This window comes from Burkholderia sp. AcTa6-5, assembly GCF_017815075.1.
Taxonomy (GTDB): domain Bacteria; phylum Pseudomonadota; class Gammaproteobacteria; order Burkholderiales; family Burkholderiaceae; genus Burkholderia; species Burkholderia sola.
The window spans coordinates 513,385-526,735 of the sequence record NZ_JAGIQE010000001.1 but is presented as its reverse complement, the minus strand read 5'-3'; the positions used below and the strand labels follow the sequence as shown (position 1 = coordinate 526,735).

Sequence of the window (13,351 nt, the reverse complement as noted above, 5' to 3'; positions counted from 1 at the left end):
CGATTCATGTCAATAATACCTAGCGGGCAACGGAAATAAATTCCCGGTATTCCGGCTGGGTCGTGCAGGTATCGACCGCCTGCAGGCGCCATGCGCCGTCGGGATGATCGCCGGCGAGCACCGCGGGGCCCTGTTCGCGGCGCATCGCATCGAACGACAGCCCCTTCAGTTGACAGACGGCATTGCCGCTGTCGGCTGCACAGAGCGCCATCGCGCCCTCGATGTCGCGGACCTTGCCCCAGGTCGGAAGGTCGATGCCCTGATGTGCCTCGCGCGACCACAGACCCTCGTCGGTATCGACCCACAAGACTGCGAAGGAATGCCGGGTTGCCGATTCGCTGCCATTAATCCGAATGGTGAGGCGCATTGCATCGTCTCCTTAAAAAAAGACACATTCGACCGTTTGAACTTGAACAGTCTAGATAGACTGGTGTGAAACGCAAGTGATAATCCGCAATAAATTTATATTGAGCCCATTTCGATTCCAGATGAAAGGACGTCTGACGATTCATGGTCATTCCCGACGCGTCAGCACAGGCGCGCGATACCGGCGATAGCCGTGGCCGGTCGGGCACGCGCCGCGGTCCAGACATGGGATGACGGGGCCGCCGGCCGCGTCGATCTGTCGCGCACCGGCTGCCATCGCGACCGGGTCGATCGGCGCGTTTCGGCACCGGTCGAATGCAGCCGACCGAACGTTTCGTCGTTTTAATCAGCCGACCGGCACGACACACTCCGACAATCGCGTACAAATCGGCACACTTTCACGAAACTTTCGGGACAGACTTGCATGCGGTCGGGCCCCACACTGGGAACTTCCCCGATCCTGTGCCGCGGACGCCCGTCCGCGCCGGCTGCCGCCGCCTCGTGCCAGAGCGCGATCGACGCGATCGCAGGCCGCACGCCCGATCGGGAGCCGCCGGGGCCCGCGTCGGCCCCGGCCCGGCCGGCGAGCCGAGCGGCGCCCGCAACCGCGGGCGCCGCGCCGTCCCGGCCGATTCTTCGAAGGAGACTATCGTGCTGATCTGGAAAACCGCGTTGTCGCTCAACTGGCGGACGAGCCTCGTGTCGCCGGCCAGCGCACCGGTCGCGGCGGCGAACGTCGGACGGCTGGTGCTGACCGGCGCCACCGGCTTCATCGGCAGTACCGTGCTGACGGCGCTCGTCAATGCAGGGCTGCTCGAACGCATCGTCTGCGTCGTGCGCGCGCAGGACCGCGGCCATGCGGTCGCGCGGCTGCGTGAAGCCGCGTTGCGCGCGGGGCTCACGCCGTACTGGGCGTCGCGCCTGACCGACGCGAACGTGATCGTCGGCGCGCTCGGCGATGTGTGGCACGGCGCCGATGCGTCGCGCCTGGCCGGCGCGACGCACGTGATTCATTGCGCGGGCCATGCGTCGCCGGCCGACGGCGCGCACCTGCGGGCCGACATCGCCGATGCGGTGCGCTTCGCCGAGCGCTTTGCGCGCGCGCCGCGCCTGCAACGCTTCGTGTACGTCGGCACCGCTTACGCGCATGCGGGCCGCGGCGGGATCGTGCAGGAAGAGGCGGAGCGCGCGGGGAACGACGTCGTGCCGCGGGCCGGCGACGGCCTGCCGGGCGCGGTGCTCGCGGCCGACTATCTGCACGCGAAGGCGGAGACGGAGCAGCGCCTGCGCGCGCTCGGACTGCCGCTCGTCGTCGTGCGGCCGTCGCACGTGGTCGGCCATACGGTGCTCGGTACGCGGCCCGCGCCGAATTCGTTCTGGATGTTCCGGCTCGCGCATGCGGCGCGTCGCTTCACCGCGCGGCCGATGACGCGCATCGACATCGTGTCGGTGGACGACGTGGCGCGCGCGACGATGCTGCTGGCCGTCAAGCCGACGCTCGCGCACGACGTCTATCATGTGTCGGCCGGCGACGAGGCGCCGCAGGTCGCGCAGATCGTGCGCGCGATGGACGAGGCGGCGGGGATGACCGGCGCGCCGCGCTACGCGGCATGCGCGCCGGCCGAACTGCCGCTCGTCGTGCGCGACGTGCTCGGGCGGCCCGATCCGGCGCTCGAGCGCGTGATCGGCCGGGCGCTGCAGCGCTGCGGCGAATTCGCGACGGTCGATCGCGTGTTCGACAATCGCCGCGTGCGCGACGAAATCGATTTCGAGCCGCTGCCGTTCATCGATTACGTCGAGGAGTGCATGCGCACGTCGCGCGGCGTGGCGGTGACCGAGCTGATGCGCGGCGCGATCCACTAACCGGTCGCATCGCCCCGGCGCCCGTTCCCGCCCATGGCGGGCGCGGGCGCCGTCTTCATGCCTGGTTGCCGAGCTCGATGAGCCGGTCGAGCGCGCGGTAGATGTCGTCGAGGCCGTCCTCGCCGAATCGCGCTTCGAGCTGACGATATTGCTCGTCGATGCGCGGACCGATTTCCGTCACCAGTTTCCTGCTTTGCGGCGTCAGGCTGACCAGCAGCCGGCGCTGATCCTCCTGCGCGCGCGTGCGCGTGATCAGGCCGTCGCGCTCCATCCGTTCCAGCACGCCGGTCAGGCTCGGGCTCAGGATGCAGCAGCGTTTCGCGATCTGCCCGGCTTCGAGCGCCTGCGCCGGTTCGCCGTCAAGCACGCGGATGATCCGCCATTGCTGTTCGGTCAGCGAGAATTCCTTGAGAATGGGGCGAAACAGGCCCATCAGCGTTTCGCGGGCCTCGAGCAGCAGCATGGCCAGGTTGCGATGGTCGAGCGTACGGTTCATCGGGGTGAGCAGAGGACGGGGACGCATCAATCTTAACAGCCGAAGCTGATGAATTTCGCGTATCAGGGTAATCGAGGTTGTCAGCGCCCGATTGTTTACTTAAGATATTAACTATTGATGATGCGCCGCGACGCGCGGCAGGGGAATGACGCATGGAGCTGTCTTGCACGACCGCCGCGGCGCCGCCGTTGCCGGTCGCCATCGGTACCGTCTACGGCGCGCTGCTCAACGAGCGCGGGGCGCTCGCCGCACTCGGCGACGCCGTGAACGCACCGCCTTACGGCCGTCCGCCGCAGGCGCCGGTCCTGTACATCAAATCGGCCAACACGCATGCGGCCGATGGCGCCGCCGTCGTCGTGCCGGCCGGCGTCGACGCGCTGGAAATCGGTGCGTCGGTGGCCGTCGTGTTCGCGCGGCGCGCGACGCGCGTCGCGGCCGCGCGGGCGCTCGACTACGTGCACGGCTTCACGCTCGCGAGCGACGTATCGGTGCCGCACCCCGATTACTACCGTCCGGCCGTGCGCTTCAAGTGCCGTGACGGCTTCTGCCCGCTCGGCCCGGCGATCGTGCCGGCCGCCGCGCTCGCCGATGTCGACGCGATCGGGCTGACGGTGCGGATCGACGGCAAGGTGGCTGCGTCCGCGTCGACCGCGACGCTGATTCGCCCGGTGCGCGAGCTGATCGCCGACGTGACGGCCTTCATGTCGTTCGACGCGGGCGACGTGCTGCTGCTCGGCGTCGCGGGCGGCGCACCGCATGCCCGCGCGGGCAGTACGATCGAGATCGCCGCGGCCGGCATCGGCACGCTGCGGCATACGCTGATGGCGGAGGAAGCACGATGAAGACGGCGCGCGTGATCTACAACGGCGCACTGCATGCGGCCGAACCGGCCGGCGACGGCGCGATCCGCATCGATACGGGGCGCGTGGTGGCGGAGGATGCCGTGGTGTGGCTGCCGCCCGTCGCGCCGCGCACGACGTTCGCGCTCGGCCTGAACTACGCCGACCATGCGAAGGAACTCGCGTTCAACGCGCCGAGCGAGCCGCTGATCTTCCTGAAGGGGCCGAACACGTTCGTCGGTCACCGGTCGCTGACCGTGCGCCCGGCGGACGCCACGCACATGCACTACGAGTGCGAACTGGCCGTCGTGATTGGCCGCCCGGCGCGCCACGTGAGCCGCGCGCAGGCGATCGACTACGTGGCCGGCTATACGGTCGCGAACGACTACGCGATCCGCGATTACCTCGAAAACTACTACCGCCCGAACCTGCGCGTGAAGAACCGCGACACCTGCACGCCGCTCGGGCCGTGGTTCGTCAGCCGCGACGAGATCGGCGACGCTGCCGACCTGACGCTGCGCACGACCGTGAACGGCCGCGAGACGCAACGCGGCAGCACGCGCGACATGGTGTTCGACGTGCCGGCGCTGATCGAGCACATCAGCAGCTTCATGACGCTCTCGCCGGGCGACCTGATCCTGACCGGCACGCCCGAGGGGCTGGCGGACACGCAGCCGGGCGACGAGGTCGTGACCGAAATCGAAGGAATCGGCCGGCTCGTGAACACGATCGTCGGCGAAGCGGACTACTATCGCGCCGGCTGAGGCCGTCGCCAAGGAAGGAGAGCACATGACCATCAAGCACTGGATCGGCGGCCGCGAAGTGGAGAGCCGCGACACTTTCACGACGCTGAACCCGGCGACGGGCGACGTCATCACCGACGTCGCATCGGGCGGCGAGGCCGAGGTCGACGCGGCCGTGCGCGCGGCGAAAGATGCGTTCCCGAAATGGGCGAACACGCCGGCGAAGGCGCGCGCGAAGCTGATGCGCAAGCTCGGCGAGCTGATCGAGAAGAACGTGCCGATGCTCGCGGCGCTGGAGACGCAGGACACCGGGCTGCCGATTGCGCAGACGAGCAAGCAGCTGATTCCGCGCGCGTCCGAGAACTTCAACTTCTTCGCGGAAGTGTGCGTGCAGATGAACGGCCGCACCTATCCGGTCGACGACCAGATGCTGAACTACACGCTGTACCAGCCGGTCGGCGTGTGTGCGCTGGTGTCGCCGTGGAACGTGCCGTTCATGACGGCCACGTGGAAAACGGCGCCGTGTCTCGCGCTCGGCAACACGGCCGTGCTGAAGATGTCGGAGCTGTCGCCGCTGACGGCCGACCAGCTCGGCCGGCTCGCGCTCGAAGCCGGCATTCCGCCCGGTGTGCTGAACGTCGTGCAGGGTTACGGCGCGACGGCCGGCGACGCGCTCGTGCGGCATCCGGACGTGCGAGCGGTGTCGTTTACCGGCGGCACGGTCACCGGCAAGCGGATCATGGAGCGCGCGGGCCTCAAGAAGTATTCGATGGAGCTCGGCGGCAAGTCGCCGGTGCTGATCTTCGACGACGCCGATTTCGACCGCGCGCTCGACGCGTCGCTATTCACGATCTTCTCGATCAACGGCGAACGTTGCACCGCGGGCTCGCGGATCTTCGTGCAGCGCACGATCTACGACCGCTTCGTGCAGGAATTCGCGCGCCGCGCGAACAACCTGGTGGTCGGCGATCCGGCCGATCCGGGCACGAATCTCGGCGCGATGATCACGCGCCAGCACTGGGAAAAGGTGACGGGCTATATCCGCATCGGCGAGCAGGAAGGCGCGCGCGTGGTCGCGGGCGGCGCGGACAAGCCGGCCGGGCTGCCCGATCATCTGCGCAACGGCAACTTCGTGCGGCCGACCGTGTTCGCCGACGTCGACAACCGGATGCGCATCGCGCAGGAAGAGATCTTCGGGCCGGTCGCGTGCATCATCCCGTTCGACGACGAAGACGAAGGGCTGCGGCTCGCGAACGATACGGCGTACGGCCTCGCGTCGTACATCTGGACGCAGGACGTCGGCAAGGTGCATCGGCTCGCGCGCGGCATCGAGGCCGGGATGGTGTTCGTGAACAGCCAGAACGTGCGCGACCTGCGCCAGCCGTTCGGCGGCGTGAAGGAATCGGGCACCGGGCGCGAGGGCGGCGAGTACAGTTTCGAGGTGTTCGCGGAGATCAAGAACGTGTGCATCTCGATGGGTTCGCATCACGTCCCGCGCTGGGGTGTGTAACGGGCGCGTAGCGATTCGCCGCAAAGAACCATACGGAGAGTTAACGATGGGCAAACTGTCCCTCGCCGCGAAGATCACGCACGTGCCGTCGATGTACCTGTCGGAATTGCCCGGCAAGCATCACGGCTGCCGTGAAGCGGCGATCCGCGGTCACCGGCTGATCGGCGAGCGCTGCCGCGCGCTCGGCGTCGACACGATCGTCGTGTCGGACGTGCACTGGCTCGTCAACGCGGGCTATCACGTGAACTGCAATGCGCGGTTCGCGGGCACCTATACGAGCAACGAGCTGCCGCATTTCATCCGCGACATGCAGTACGCGTATCCGGGCAACCCGGCGCTCGGCCGGCTGATCGCGGAAACGGCCACCGAGCGCGGCGTCGCGACGCGTGCGCACGAGATCGACAGCCTCGAGCTCGAATACGGCACGCTCGTGCCGATGCGCTACATGAACGGCGACCAGCACTTCAAGGTCGTGTCGATCGCGGGCTGGTGCATGTGGCACACGCTCGACGAAAGCCGGCGCTTCGGCGAGGCGCTGCTCGAGGCGATCGAGAAGAGCGATTCGAACGTCGCGTTCCTCGCGAGCGGGTCGCTGTCGCACCGTTTCAACGACAACGGCAGCCCCGAGGAATCGATCCACCAGATCAGCCGCGAATTCTTCCGGCAGGTCGACCTGCGCGTGGTCGAGCTGTGGAAGCAGGGCGATTTCAAGACCTTCTGCGCGATGCTGCCCGAGTACAACGTGCATTGCCACGGCGAAGGCGGGATGCACGACACGGCGATGCTGCTCGGGCTGCTCGGCTGGGATCGTTACGACCAGCCCGTCGAGATCGTCACCGACTATTTCGCGAGCTCGGGCACCGGGCAGATCAACGCGATCTTCCCGCTCGCCTGAGCGCCGCATACCTATCAGGAGCGTTGCCATGCCACACATCGTCGTCGAATACACCGCGAACATTCGCGACGACGCGCGCATTCCCGCGCTGCTGCGCACGATCAACGCGACGCTGATCGCGCGGGGCGGCGTGTTCCCGACCGGCGGCATCCGCTCGCGCGCGATCGAGCTGCACGACTACTGCGTCGCCGACGGCACGGAGGACGACGCGTTCGTCCACGTGACGCTGAAGATCGGCGCGGGCCGCAGCGACGAAACGAAGCAAGCCGCGTGCGATGCGCTGTTCGACGCGATCAAGGCCCATTTCGCCGAGTTGTACGCGAAACGCTATCTCGCGCTGTCGATGGAACTGACCGAGTTCAGCGAAAGCGGCTCGTACAAGCACAACAACATCCACGCCCGCTACAAGCGGGCCGGCTGAACCCCATTCCCGATCCGATCATGCTCGAACCCGCCATCATCGACCAGCTCGCGCACCGTCTGCACGACGCCGAGCGTGCGCGCACGCAGATCCGCCAGATCTCGCTCGACCATCCCGACATCACGATCGACGACGCGTATGCGATCCAGCGCGCGTGGGTGACCCTCAAGCTCGCGGAAGGCCGTACGCTGAAGGGGCACAAGATCGGCCTGACGTCGAAGGCCATGCAGAACACGTCGCAGATCGACGAACCCGACTACGGCGCGCTGCTCGACGACATGTTCTTCGAAGACGGCGGCACGATCCCGACCGGCCGCTTCATCGTGCCGCGCGTCGAGGTCGAGCTCGCGTTCGTGCTCGGCAAGCGGCTCACCGGGCCGAACTGCACGATCTTCGACGTGTACGACGCGGTCGATTACGTCGTGCCGGCGCTCGAGATCATCGACGCGCGCAGCCAGTCGATCGACCCCGACACGAAACGGCCGCGCAAGGTGTTCGACACGATCGCCGACAACGCGGCGAACGCGGGCGTCGTGATCGGCGGCCGGCCGGTGCGCCCGCAGGACGTCGATTTGCGCTGGGTCGCGGCGATCATGTCGCGCAACGGCGTGGTCGAGGAAACCGGGGTCGCCGCCGGCGTGCTGAACCATCCGGCGAACGGCGTCGCATGGCTCGCGAACCGGCTGTCGCGCTTCGACGTCGCGCTGGAGCCGGGGCAGATCGTGCTCGGCGGATCGTTTACGCGGCCGTGCGCGGCGCGTTCGGGCGATACGTTCAGCGTCGACTACGGCCCGCTCGGGACGATCCAGTGCTACTTCGAGTGAGGTGAGCGAACGATGCAGATGCCGTCGAATGTCTTCAAGGCCGCGCTCGCACGCGGCGACGCGCAGATCGGCCTGTGGCTCGGTCTCGCGAATCCGTACAGCGCCGAAGTGGTCGCGGGTGCCGGTTTCGACTGGCTCCTGATCGACGGCGAGCATGCGCCGAACACGGTGCCGACGATCCTCGCGCAACTGCAGGCGATCGCGCCGTATCCGTCGCATCCGGTCGTGCGCGTGCCGTGGAACGATCCGGTGATCGTCAAGCAGGTGCTCGATCTCGGCGCGCAGACGCTGCTCGTGCCGATGGTGCAGAGCGCGGACGAAGCGCGCGCGGCGGTGGCCGCGACGCGTTACCCGCCGCACGGGATGCGCGGCGTCGGCAGCGCGCTGGCGCGCGCGTCGCGGTGGAATCGCGTCGGCGCGTACCTGCATCGCGCGAACGACGAGATGGCCGTGCTCGTGCAGGTCGAGACACGCGCGGGGCTGGAAGCGATCGATGCGATTGCGCGGGTCGACGGCGTCGATGGTGTGTTCATTGGCCCGGCCGATCTGGCCGCCGATCTCGGCCATCTCGGCCACCCCGGGCACCCGGACGTGCAGGCCGCGATCGACGGGGCGATCCGCGCGATCAAGGCGGCCGGCAAGGCGCCGGGCATCCTGAGCGCGGATGAAGCGGCTGCGCGGCGCTATCTGGAAGCGGGTGCGTTGTTCGTCGCGGTCGGCGTCGATACGACGCTGCTGGCACGGAGCGCGGAGCGGCTTGCCGCGCAGTTCAAGGGGAACGGCGGCGATGTCGTGAAGAAGGGCGACGGCACGTATTGACGTAGTGGCGGGCGTTTTTTGTCTGCTGACCGCCGGCCGTTCGCCGTGCGGCTTCATGCACGCGCATGGCCGTATCTATTCCTCCGCTCGCCTTCCCGTCTCCATATACTTCCCCGGCGTCGTCCCCAGCGCACGCCGGAACATGTCGATGAACGCGCTCACGTTGTCGTACCCGAGATCGAGCGCGATCGTCGTCACCGGCACGCCGTCGGCGATGCGCTCCAGCGCTCGCAGCAGCCTCGCCTGCTGACGCCACTGCGCGAACGTCAGCCCCGTCTCGGCGACGAAGCGGCGGCTCATCGTTCGTGCGCCGATGCCGGCCCATTCGGCCCATTCCTCCAGCCGCCGGTCGTTCGCGAGATCCGCGGCCAGCGCATCGGTGATCTTCACGAGCCGCGGGTCCCGCGGACGGACCAGCCCCAGCGCCTCGGCTTCCGATGCCGCGATTTCGTCAAGGATCACGTCGGCGATCCGGGTCTGCGCGGCATCCAGTTCCGAGTCGCCCCAGCTTGCGGCGCGCTGCACGGCTTCGCGCAGCAGCGGCGTCGTGCGGATCGCGCGCGGCGTCGCCGGCAGCGTCGCGCAGCGGGCTTCGGCGACGAACGCCGACCAGCCCGAAATCGGCCCGAACGAGCGCAGCGAATGCCGGCAATGCGGCGGAATCCAGATCGCGTGGATCGCCGGCACGACCCATTCCTGGTCGTCGAGGCCGATCGTCACCAGCCCACTCAGCGCGCCGACGAGCTGGCCGCGCGCATGCGAATGCGGCGCGGTGATGCGCGGGTCGCGTTGCGACAGGACGGCGGCGACCACGAACGGGCCGTCGTCGGACGTGACGAAGCGGGCAGGCAGGAGCGGATCGGACATGGCCGGATATCGGTATCGAATGGCCGTTATACCGGAGATTGGCCGGTTTCGCACGCCTACACTGCGTCCATCGATGACAACCGGAGTAAGACGCGATGCGAGCCGAACAGATGCTTCCCGACCATGCCAACCAAATCGATGCCGGCGGAACGACGATCCGCAAGGGGACCGTTGGCGCGTTTCTGGTCAACGCGCGTGTGTTGACCGATCCGAACGCCGCGCCGGCGGAGAGGGCGCGCGCGGAGGCCGATGCGATCGACGCGTTGCCTGCACTGCGTGCGCTCGGCCTGTTCGACGTACTGGAAGTACGCGATCCCGCGCTGCGCGCGTGGCTCGATGCCCGGTAAGGGCCCACCGTCCAGGATTGAAGGAACCACCATGAAAGCAGCAGTCGTTGAAGGCGCCGGACAGCGTCCGGTTTATACGGAGTTCGAACCGCCGCGCGCGATGCCGGGCCACAGCCTGATTGACGTGACGGCGTCCGCGCTGAGCCGCATCGCGCAGGGGCGCGCGGCGGGCACGCATTACTCCTCCGTTGGCGGTTATCCGTTCGTCGTCGGTGTCGACGGCGTGGGGCGTCTCGACGACGGTCGGCGCGTCTACTTCTTCGGTGCACCCACGCCGTTCGGCGCGATGGCCGAACGCACGATCGTGCCCGATACGCAGTGCGTGCCGCTGCCGGACACGCTTGACGATGTCACCGCCGCGGCGATCGCGATTCCGGGGATGTCGTCGTGGGCGGCGCTGACCGAACGCGCGCGATTCGTCGCGGGCGAGACGGTGCTCGTCAATGGCGCAACGGGCACGTCGGGGCGGCTGGCGGTGCGGATCGCGAAGCATCTCGGCGCGGCGAAGGTGATCGCGACGGGCCGCAACGCGGCCGCGTTGCAGGCGTTGCTGAAGGCCGGCGCGGATGCCGTCGTGTCGCTGCAGCAGGACGACGCCGCTCTGGCGCGGGCGCTCGAACCGCATTTCCGCGCGGGCGTGGATGTCGTGCTCGATTATCTGTGGGGCGCCAGCGCGCGGACGCTGCTGGGCGCCGCCGCGAAAGCGACACCGGGCGGGCGGCGGCTGCGTTTCGTGCAGATCGGCTCGATCGGCGGCGCGGACGTGCTGGTGCCCGGCGCCGTGCTGCGGGCGACCGCGATCGAACTGATGGGCAGCGGGATCGGCAGCGTGTCGTTGCCGCGCTTGCTGGCGTCGGTGCGCGACGTGTTCGACGCGGCCGGGGAGGCGGGCCTTACGATCGACACGCGCACGGTGCCGCTGTCGGCGGTCGGTGAACATTGGGGCGATGCGAGCAGCGTCGTGCGATTGGTATTCACGATGCGCGCTGACTGAACGGCGACGGGCGTGCAACGGCCATCGTCTGCCAAGGGGAAGGGCCAGAAGACGGGCGACCGCGCGTATTGAGAGCGAGGTTCGCAGGTCTTGTCAGGGAGGCTATCGAATTTCGCCATTGCTAATAAGATGGTGCATTTGAGAACCCGCTTGGGAGTGCGCGATGCCCCATACCTCGATGTCCGATACGATCTTGCCGGCGGAGCGTGAGGTGCCGTCCACACCTGATCAAGCTGCTCGAATCGATCCGATGCGTTACAAGACCGAACACGATCAGGCGAGCGCCAGTGCGATGGACGAGTTGAGTCGGCAAGCGCAGGAGTTCGGGATGGGCTACGAATGTCAGGCTCACCGTTCACAGTTGGCAACGATGCTTGGGAGCCTTGTCCTACACCGCGAGGCTGCCTGGCGCTTGTTTCGAGACATGCGTTTTCCGCCAGAAACGAACGAATACATGTGGAATCCATGTCAGGTGATGCGGAATGCTTCGCGTTCGCGACTCCATCGGATCCGTGATTTTTGATGAATGGCGCATGCGGAACATTGTGAGGCGTGAGTGGGCCTGTATGGTCCGGGATTCCACAACGCAAGGGAACGCACGGTGCGCGATAAAGATGGAATCCCATACTTAAGGATCAACAAGCTGATTTGGAAATGGAAGCTGTGCGACGGGGACGATGGGGGCATCCCGGCGTGTGATCTCGGCCTGTCACTAGCAATGGCTCCGCCGGTGAGCGAGTCCTCAGTAGAGCAATCTACGCCCGTTGCGCGAGTCGACAAGCGCGATTCGCTCGACAAGATGGTGGACGACATCGAAAGGGTCGCGGCTGCGTTTTCTCGCTTCAGGAAATGGCTGGATACGCCTGTTCCGCCCAAGCAACCGAAGCCGATGGAGAAGGAAAGGATGGTGCCGCCTTTCGATATTCAGCAAATTCCCGATGCTATGCGCAAAGAGCATATGCCAGTTTCGGCGAAACTGATGGAGCGGTGGTTTGCAGGAGAGCTTAACTACTCGGCCACATCAAAAGATCAGCGGAACGAGATCAATCAGAACGGCGAACTCTACCCGGAGTCGATGATCGATCGAACCACCATAAAACTGGATTGGGTTCTCAAGCACGCGCGTGCCAAGAGGCAGTACGATAATCTCGTGAATGTCGACATATACAGCCCGCGCGCATATGAAACCCTCAAGGACATTCTTGGTCGCTATCGCAGACGCGGGGATGTATCGCCTTGGACGGTCAGCGGCTACGATATTCGCAAGCTACACAAGGAATTCCAGTTCCAGCGAGCGGCTGTGGAAAGTTCCTTTGAGCAGAAGGCTTTGCAGGCTGTGCGGCGGCTTCCGGATGCCGGTGTTCCTGACGACCTGACCGGTGCGTTGGGGGCTTTCAATCTGTATGCAGGGGTAGCTCGCGTTATCTTCGACGCCGAAGGTAAGGAGGCGACGGTCACCCACATCGTTATATACGTCAGGGATGGGTATTCCTTTGACGGGGCTGCAGATTCACGATCCCAGTACCTGGGCCACTGGAGCAAAAACGGTGTGATTATCGTGCCAAGTTACACTGCAGCGAATCTTGCAGATCAGCCGTGGTTTGATTTTCCGGTCGTGTCCGGCAGTACGGTCGCAAACCTCTATGAGCCAGGGAAGGTTTACTATCCGGTCCGGAATCGCTCGTTCCGAGACTGGCAAGCCAGACATCATCGAGGCGGTGACTTCATCATATTTTCCGACTACAAGCCGATTATGCTGGACAAACCAATAACGGTGTATTTCGAATGAACGGATTGGCGACCACCATGCAAGGGGCGGGTATCGTTGCGCTTGCAGCAATCGCGCTGTTCGGAATCGCTGCATGCATGTTGACAGTTGTCCTATACAGCCTCGCGCACCAAGAGGGGCGCGCCGCACGAATGAGATCTGGAATGAGAGCGCTCGGTTTTGGCGTGGCAGCTGTGACTGTGTTGGGCTGCGCCGGTTCTTACTATCAGGATGCGCACGTCCGCGCACGAGCGACTCAGTTTGATACCGAACTCTCCAGGAACGATGGGGGGCGCTACACGGCGCAATACACCTATCTGCCTGGGGACCGCATTCTTTTGCGACTGTATCGGACATCTGACATGCGATTGCTTGCCGAGCGTACTTACACGTACCCGGATGCCGTCCGTTTGGTATGGACTAAGGAATCCTTGGTATTTGATTCTGCCGTTGAGGGCGATGGCGAGATCAAGCTACCGCCTACACTGTTCGATCGATTCAAGGCTATGTTGCCGTAGTCGACCGCACTTCGTGCCTATCCGATGCCGTATTGTGCGCCCGAATGGCGCAGGATAATGCGCGACGGCGCACGAGGACCG

The 13,351-nt window shown here is 65.9% G+C and carries 16 protein-coding genes; 13 read left to right on the top strand and 3 right to left on the bottom strand.

Annotated features, from left to right (window positions below; genetic code table 11):
• Positions 1 to 19: 19 nt before the first annotated feature.
• Complete coding sequence (locus tag J8I33_RS02275; RefSeq protein WP_050010890.1) at positions 20 to 367, bottom strand: DUF3564 family protein; 348 nt, start codon at positions 365 to 367, stop codon at positions 20 to 22.
• A gap of 650 nt (positions 368 to 1,017) precedes the next feature.
• Between J8I33_RS02275 and J8I33_RS02270 the strand changes: the two genes are divergently transcribed.
• Positions 1,018 to 2,229 (top strand): SDR family oxidoreductase, encoded by a 1,212-nt coding sequence (locus tag J8I33_RS02270; protein ID WP_124554172.1) that lies wholly within the window; start codon positions 1,018 to 1,020, stop codon positions 2,227 to 2,229.
• A gap of 55 nt (positions 2,230 to 2,284) precedes the next feature.
• Here the strand turns inward: J8I33_RS02270 and hpaR are convergent, their stop codons facing one another.
• Entirely contained in the window at positions 2,285 to 2,725 is a 441-nt protein-coding gene (hpaR, locus tag J8I33_RS02265; RefSeq protein WP_050010892.1) for a homoprotocatechuate degradation operon regulator HpaR, read from the bottom strand.
• Between the two features lie 152 nt (positions 2,726 to 2,877).
• Between hpaR and J8I33_RS02260 the strand changes: the two genes are divergently transcribed.
• The 7 genes from J8I33_RS02260 to hpaI are packed head-to-tail and all read left to right on the top strand — an operon-like array spanning position 2,878 to position 8,776.
• Positions 2,878 to 3,567 carry a fumarylacetoacetate hydrolase family protein gene (locus J8I33_RS02260; protein ID WP_050010893.1) on the top strand — a complete coding sequence of 230 codons (690 nt, stop codon included), beginning with the start codon at positions 2,878 to 2,880 and terminating at the stop codon, positions 3,565 to 3,567.
• Complete coding sequence (locus J8I33_RS02255) at positions 3,564 to 4,328, top strand: fumarylacetoacetate hydrolase family protein (RefSeq protein ID WP_050010894.1); 765 nt, start codon at positions 3,564 to 3,566, stop codon at positions 4,326 to 4,328. Before J8I33_RS02260 ends, J8I33_RS02255 begins: the two co-directional genes overlap by 4 nt.
• 25 nt (positions 4,329 to 4,353) lie before the next feature.
• Positions 4,354 to 5,817: a 5-carboxymethyl-2-hydroxymuconate semialdehyde dehydrogenase gene (gene hpaE / locus J8I33_RS02250; RefSeq protein ID WP_050010895.1), complete on the top strand. Its 1,464-nt coding sequence runs from the start codon at positions 4,354 to 4,356 to the stop codon at positions 5,815 to 5,817.
• Positions 5,818 to 5,863: 46 nt separating this feature from the next.
• Complete coding sequence (gene hpaD / locus J8I33_RS02245) at positions 5,864 to 6,712, top strand: 3,4-dihydroxyphenylacetate 2,3-dioxygenase (RefSeq protein ID WP_050010896.1); 849 nt, start codon at positions 5,864 to 5,866, stop codon at positions 6,710 to 6,712.
• 28 nt (positions 6,713 to 6,740) lie between these two features.
• The gene (locus J8I33_RS02240; RefSeq protein ID WP_209932829.1) at positions 6,741 to 7,133 is read left to right on the top strand and encodes a 5-carboxymethyl-2-hydroxymuconate Delta-isomerase; all 393 of its coding nucleotides are present in this window, start codon (positions 6,741 to 6,743) and stop codon (positions 7,131 to 7,133) included.
• Positions 7,134 to 7,153: 20 nt separating this feature from the next.
• A complete protein-coding gene (hpaH, locus tag J8I33_RS02235; protein WP_089489299.1) occupies positions 7,154 to 7,957 on the top strand; it encodes a 2-oxo-hept-4-ene-1,7-dioate hydratase in 804 nt (267 codons plus the stop codon).
• A 12-nt stretch (positions 7,958 to 7,969) separates the two neighbouring features.
• Positions 7,970 to 8,776 carry a 4-hydroxy-2-oxoheptanedioate aldolase gene (gene hpaI / locus J8I33_RS02230; RefSeq protein ID WP_050010898.1) on the top strand — a complete coding sequence of 269 codons (807 nt, stop codon included), beginning with the start codon at positions 7,970 to 7,972 and terminating at the stop codon, positions 8,774 to 8,776.
• Positions 8,777 to 8,851: 75 nt separating this feature from the next.
• Here hpaI and J8I33_RS02225 read toward each other — a convergent pair whose 3' ends face one another.
• Positions 8,852 to 9,643 (bottom strand): helix-turn-helix transcriptional regulator, encoded by a 792-nt coding sequence (locus J8I33_RS02225; RefSeq protein WP_089489301.1) that lies wholly within the window; start codon positions 9,641 to 9,643, stop codon positions 8,852 to 8,854.
• A gap of 95 nt (positions 9,644 to 9,738) precedes the next feature.
• Between J8I33_RS02225 and J8I33_RS02220 the strand changes: the two genes are divergently transcribed.
• The 5 genes from J8I33_RS02220 to J8I33_RS02200 all read left to right on the top strand — a co-directional run bounded on the left by J8I33_RS02220 (position 9,739) and on the right by J8I33_RS02200 (position 13,270).
• Entirely contained in the window at positions 9,739 to 9,990 is a 252-nt protein-coding gene (locus tag J8I33_RS02220; protein ID WP_050010900.1) for a hypothetical protein, read from the top strand.
• A 31-nt stretch (positions 9,991 to 10,021) separates the two neighbouring features.
• Entirely contained in the window at positions 10,022 to 10,984 is a 963-nt protein-coding gene (locus J8I33_RS02215; RefSeq protein ID WP_209932825.1) for a zinc-binding alcohol dehydrogenase family protein, read from the top strand.
• Positions 10,985 to 11,162: 178 nt separating this feature from the next.
• On the top strand, positions 11,163 to 11,507 hold the full coding sequence (locus J8I33_RS34370; RefSeq protein ID WP_245171304.1) for a hypothetical protein: 345 nt from the start codon (positions 11,163 to 11,165) through the stop codon (positions 11,505 to 11,507).
• A 78-nt stretch (positions 11,508 to 11,585) separates the two neighbouring features.
• A complete protein-coding gene (locus J8I33_RS02205; RefSeq protein ID WP_209932823.1) occupies positions 11,586 to 12,773 on the top strand; it encodes a DUF6402 family protein in 1,188 nt (395 codons plus the stop codon).
• Between the two features lie 143 nt (positions 12,774 to 12,916).
• Positions 12,917 to 13,270 carry a hypothetical protein gene (locus J8I33_RS02200; protein WP_245171301.1) on the top strand — a complete coding sequence of 118 codons (354 nt, stop codon included), beginning with the start codon at positions 12,917 to 12,919 and terminating at the stop codon, positions 13,268 to 13,270.
• Positions 13,271 to 13,351: the final 81 nt, after the last annotated feature.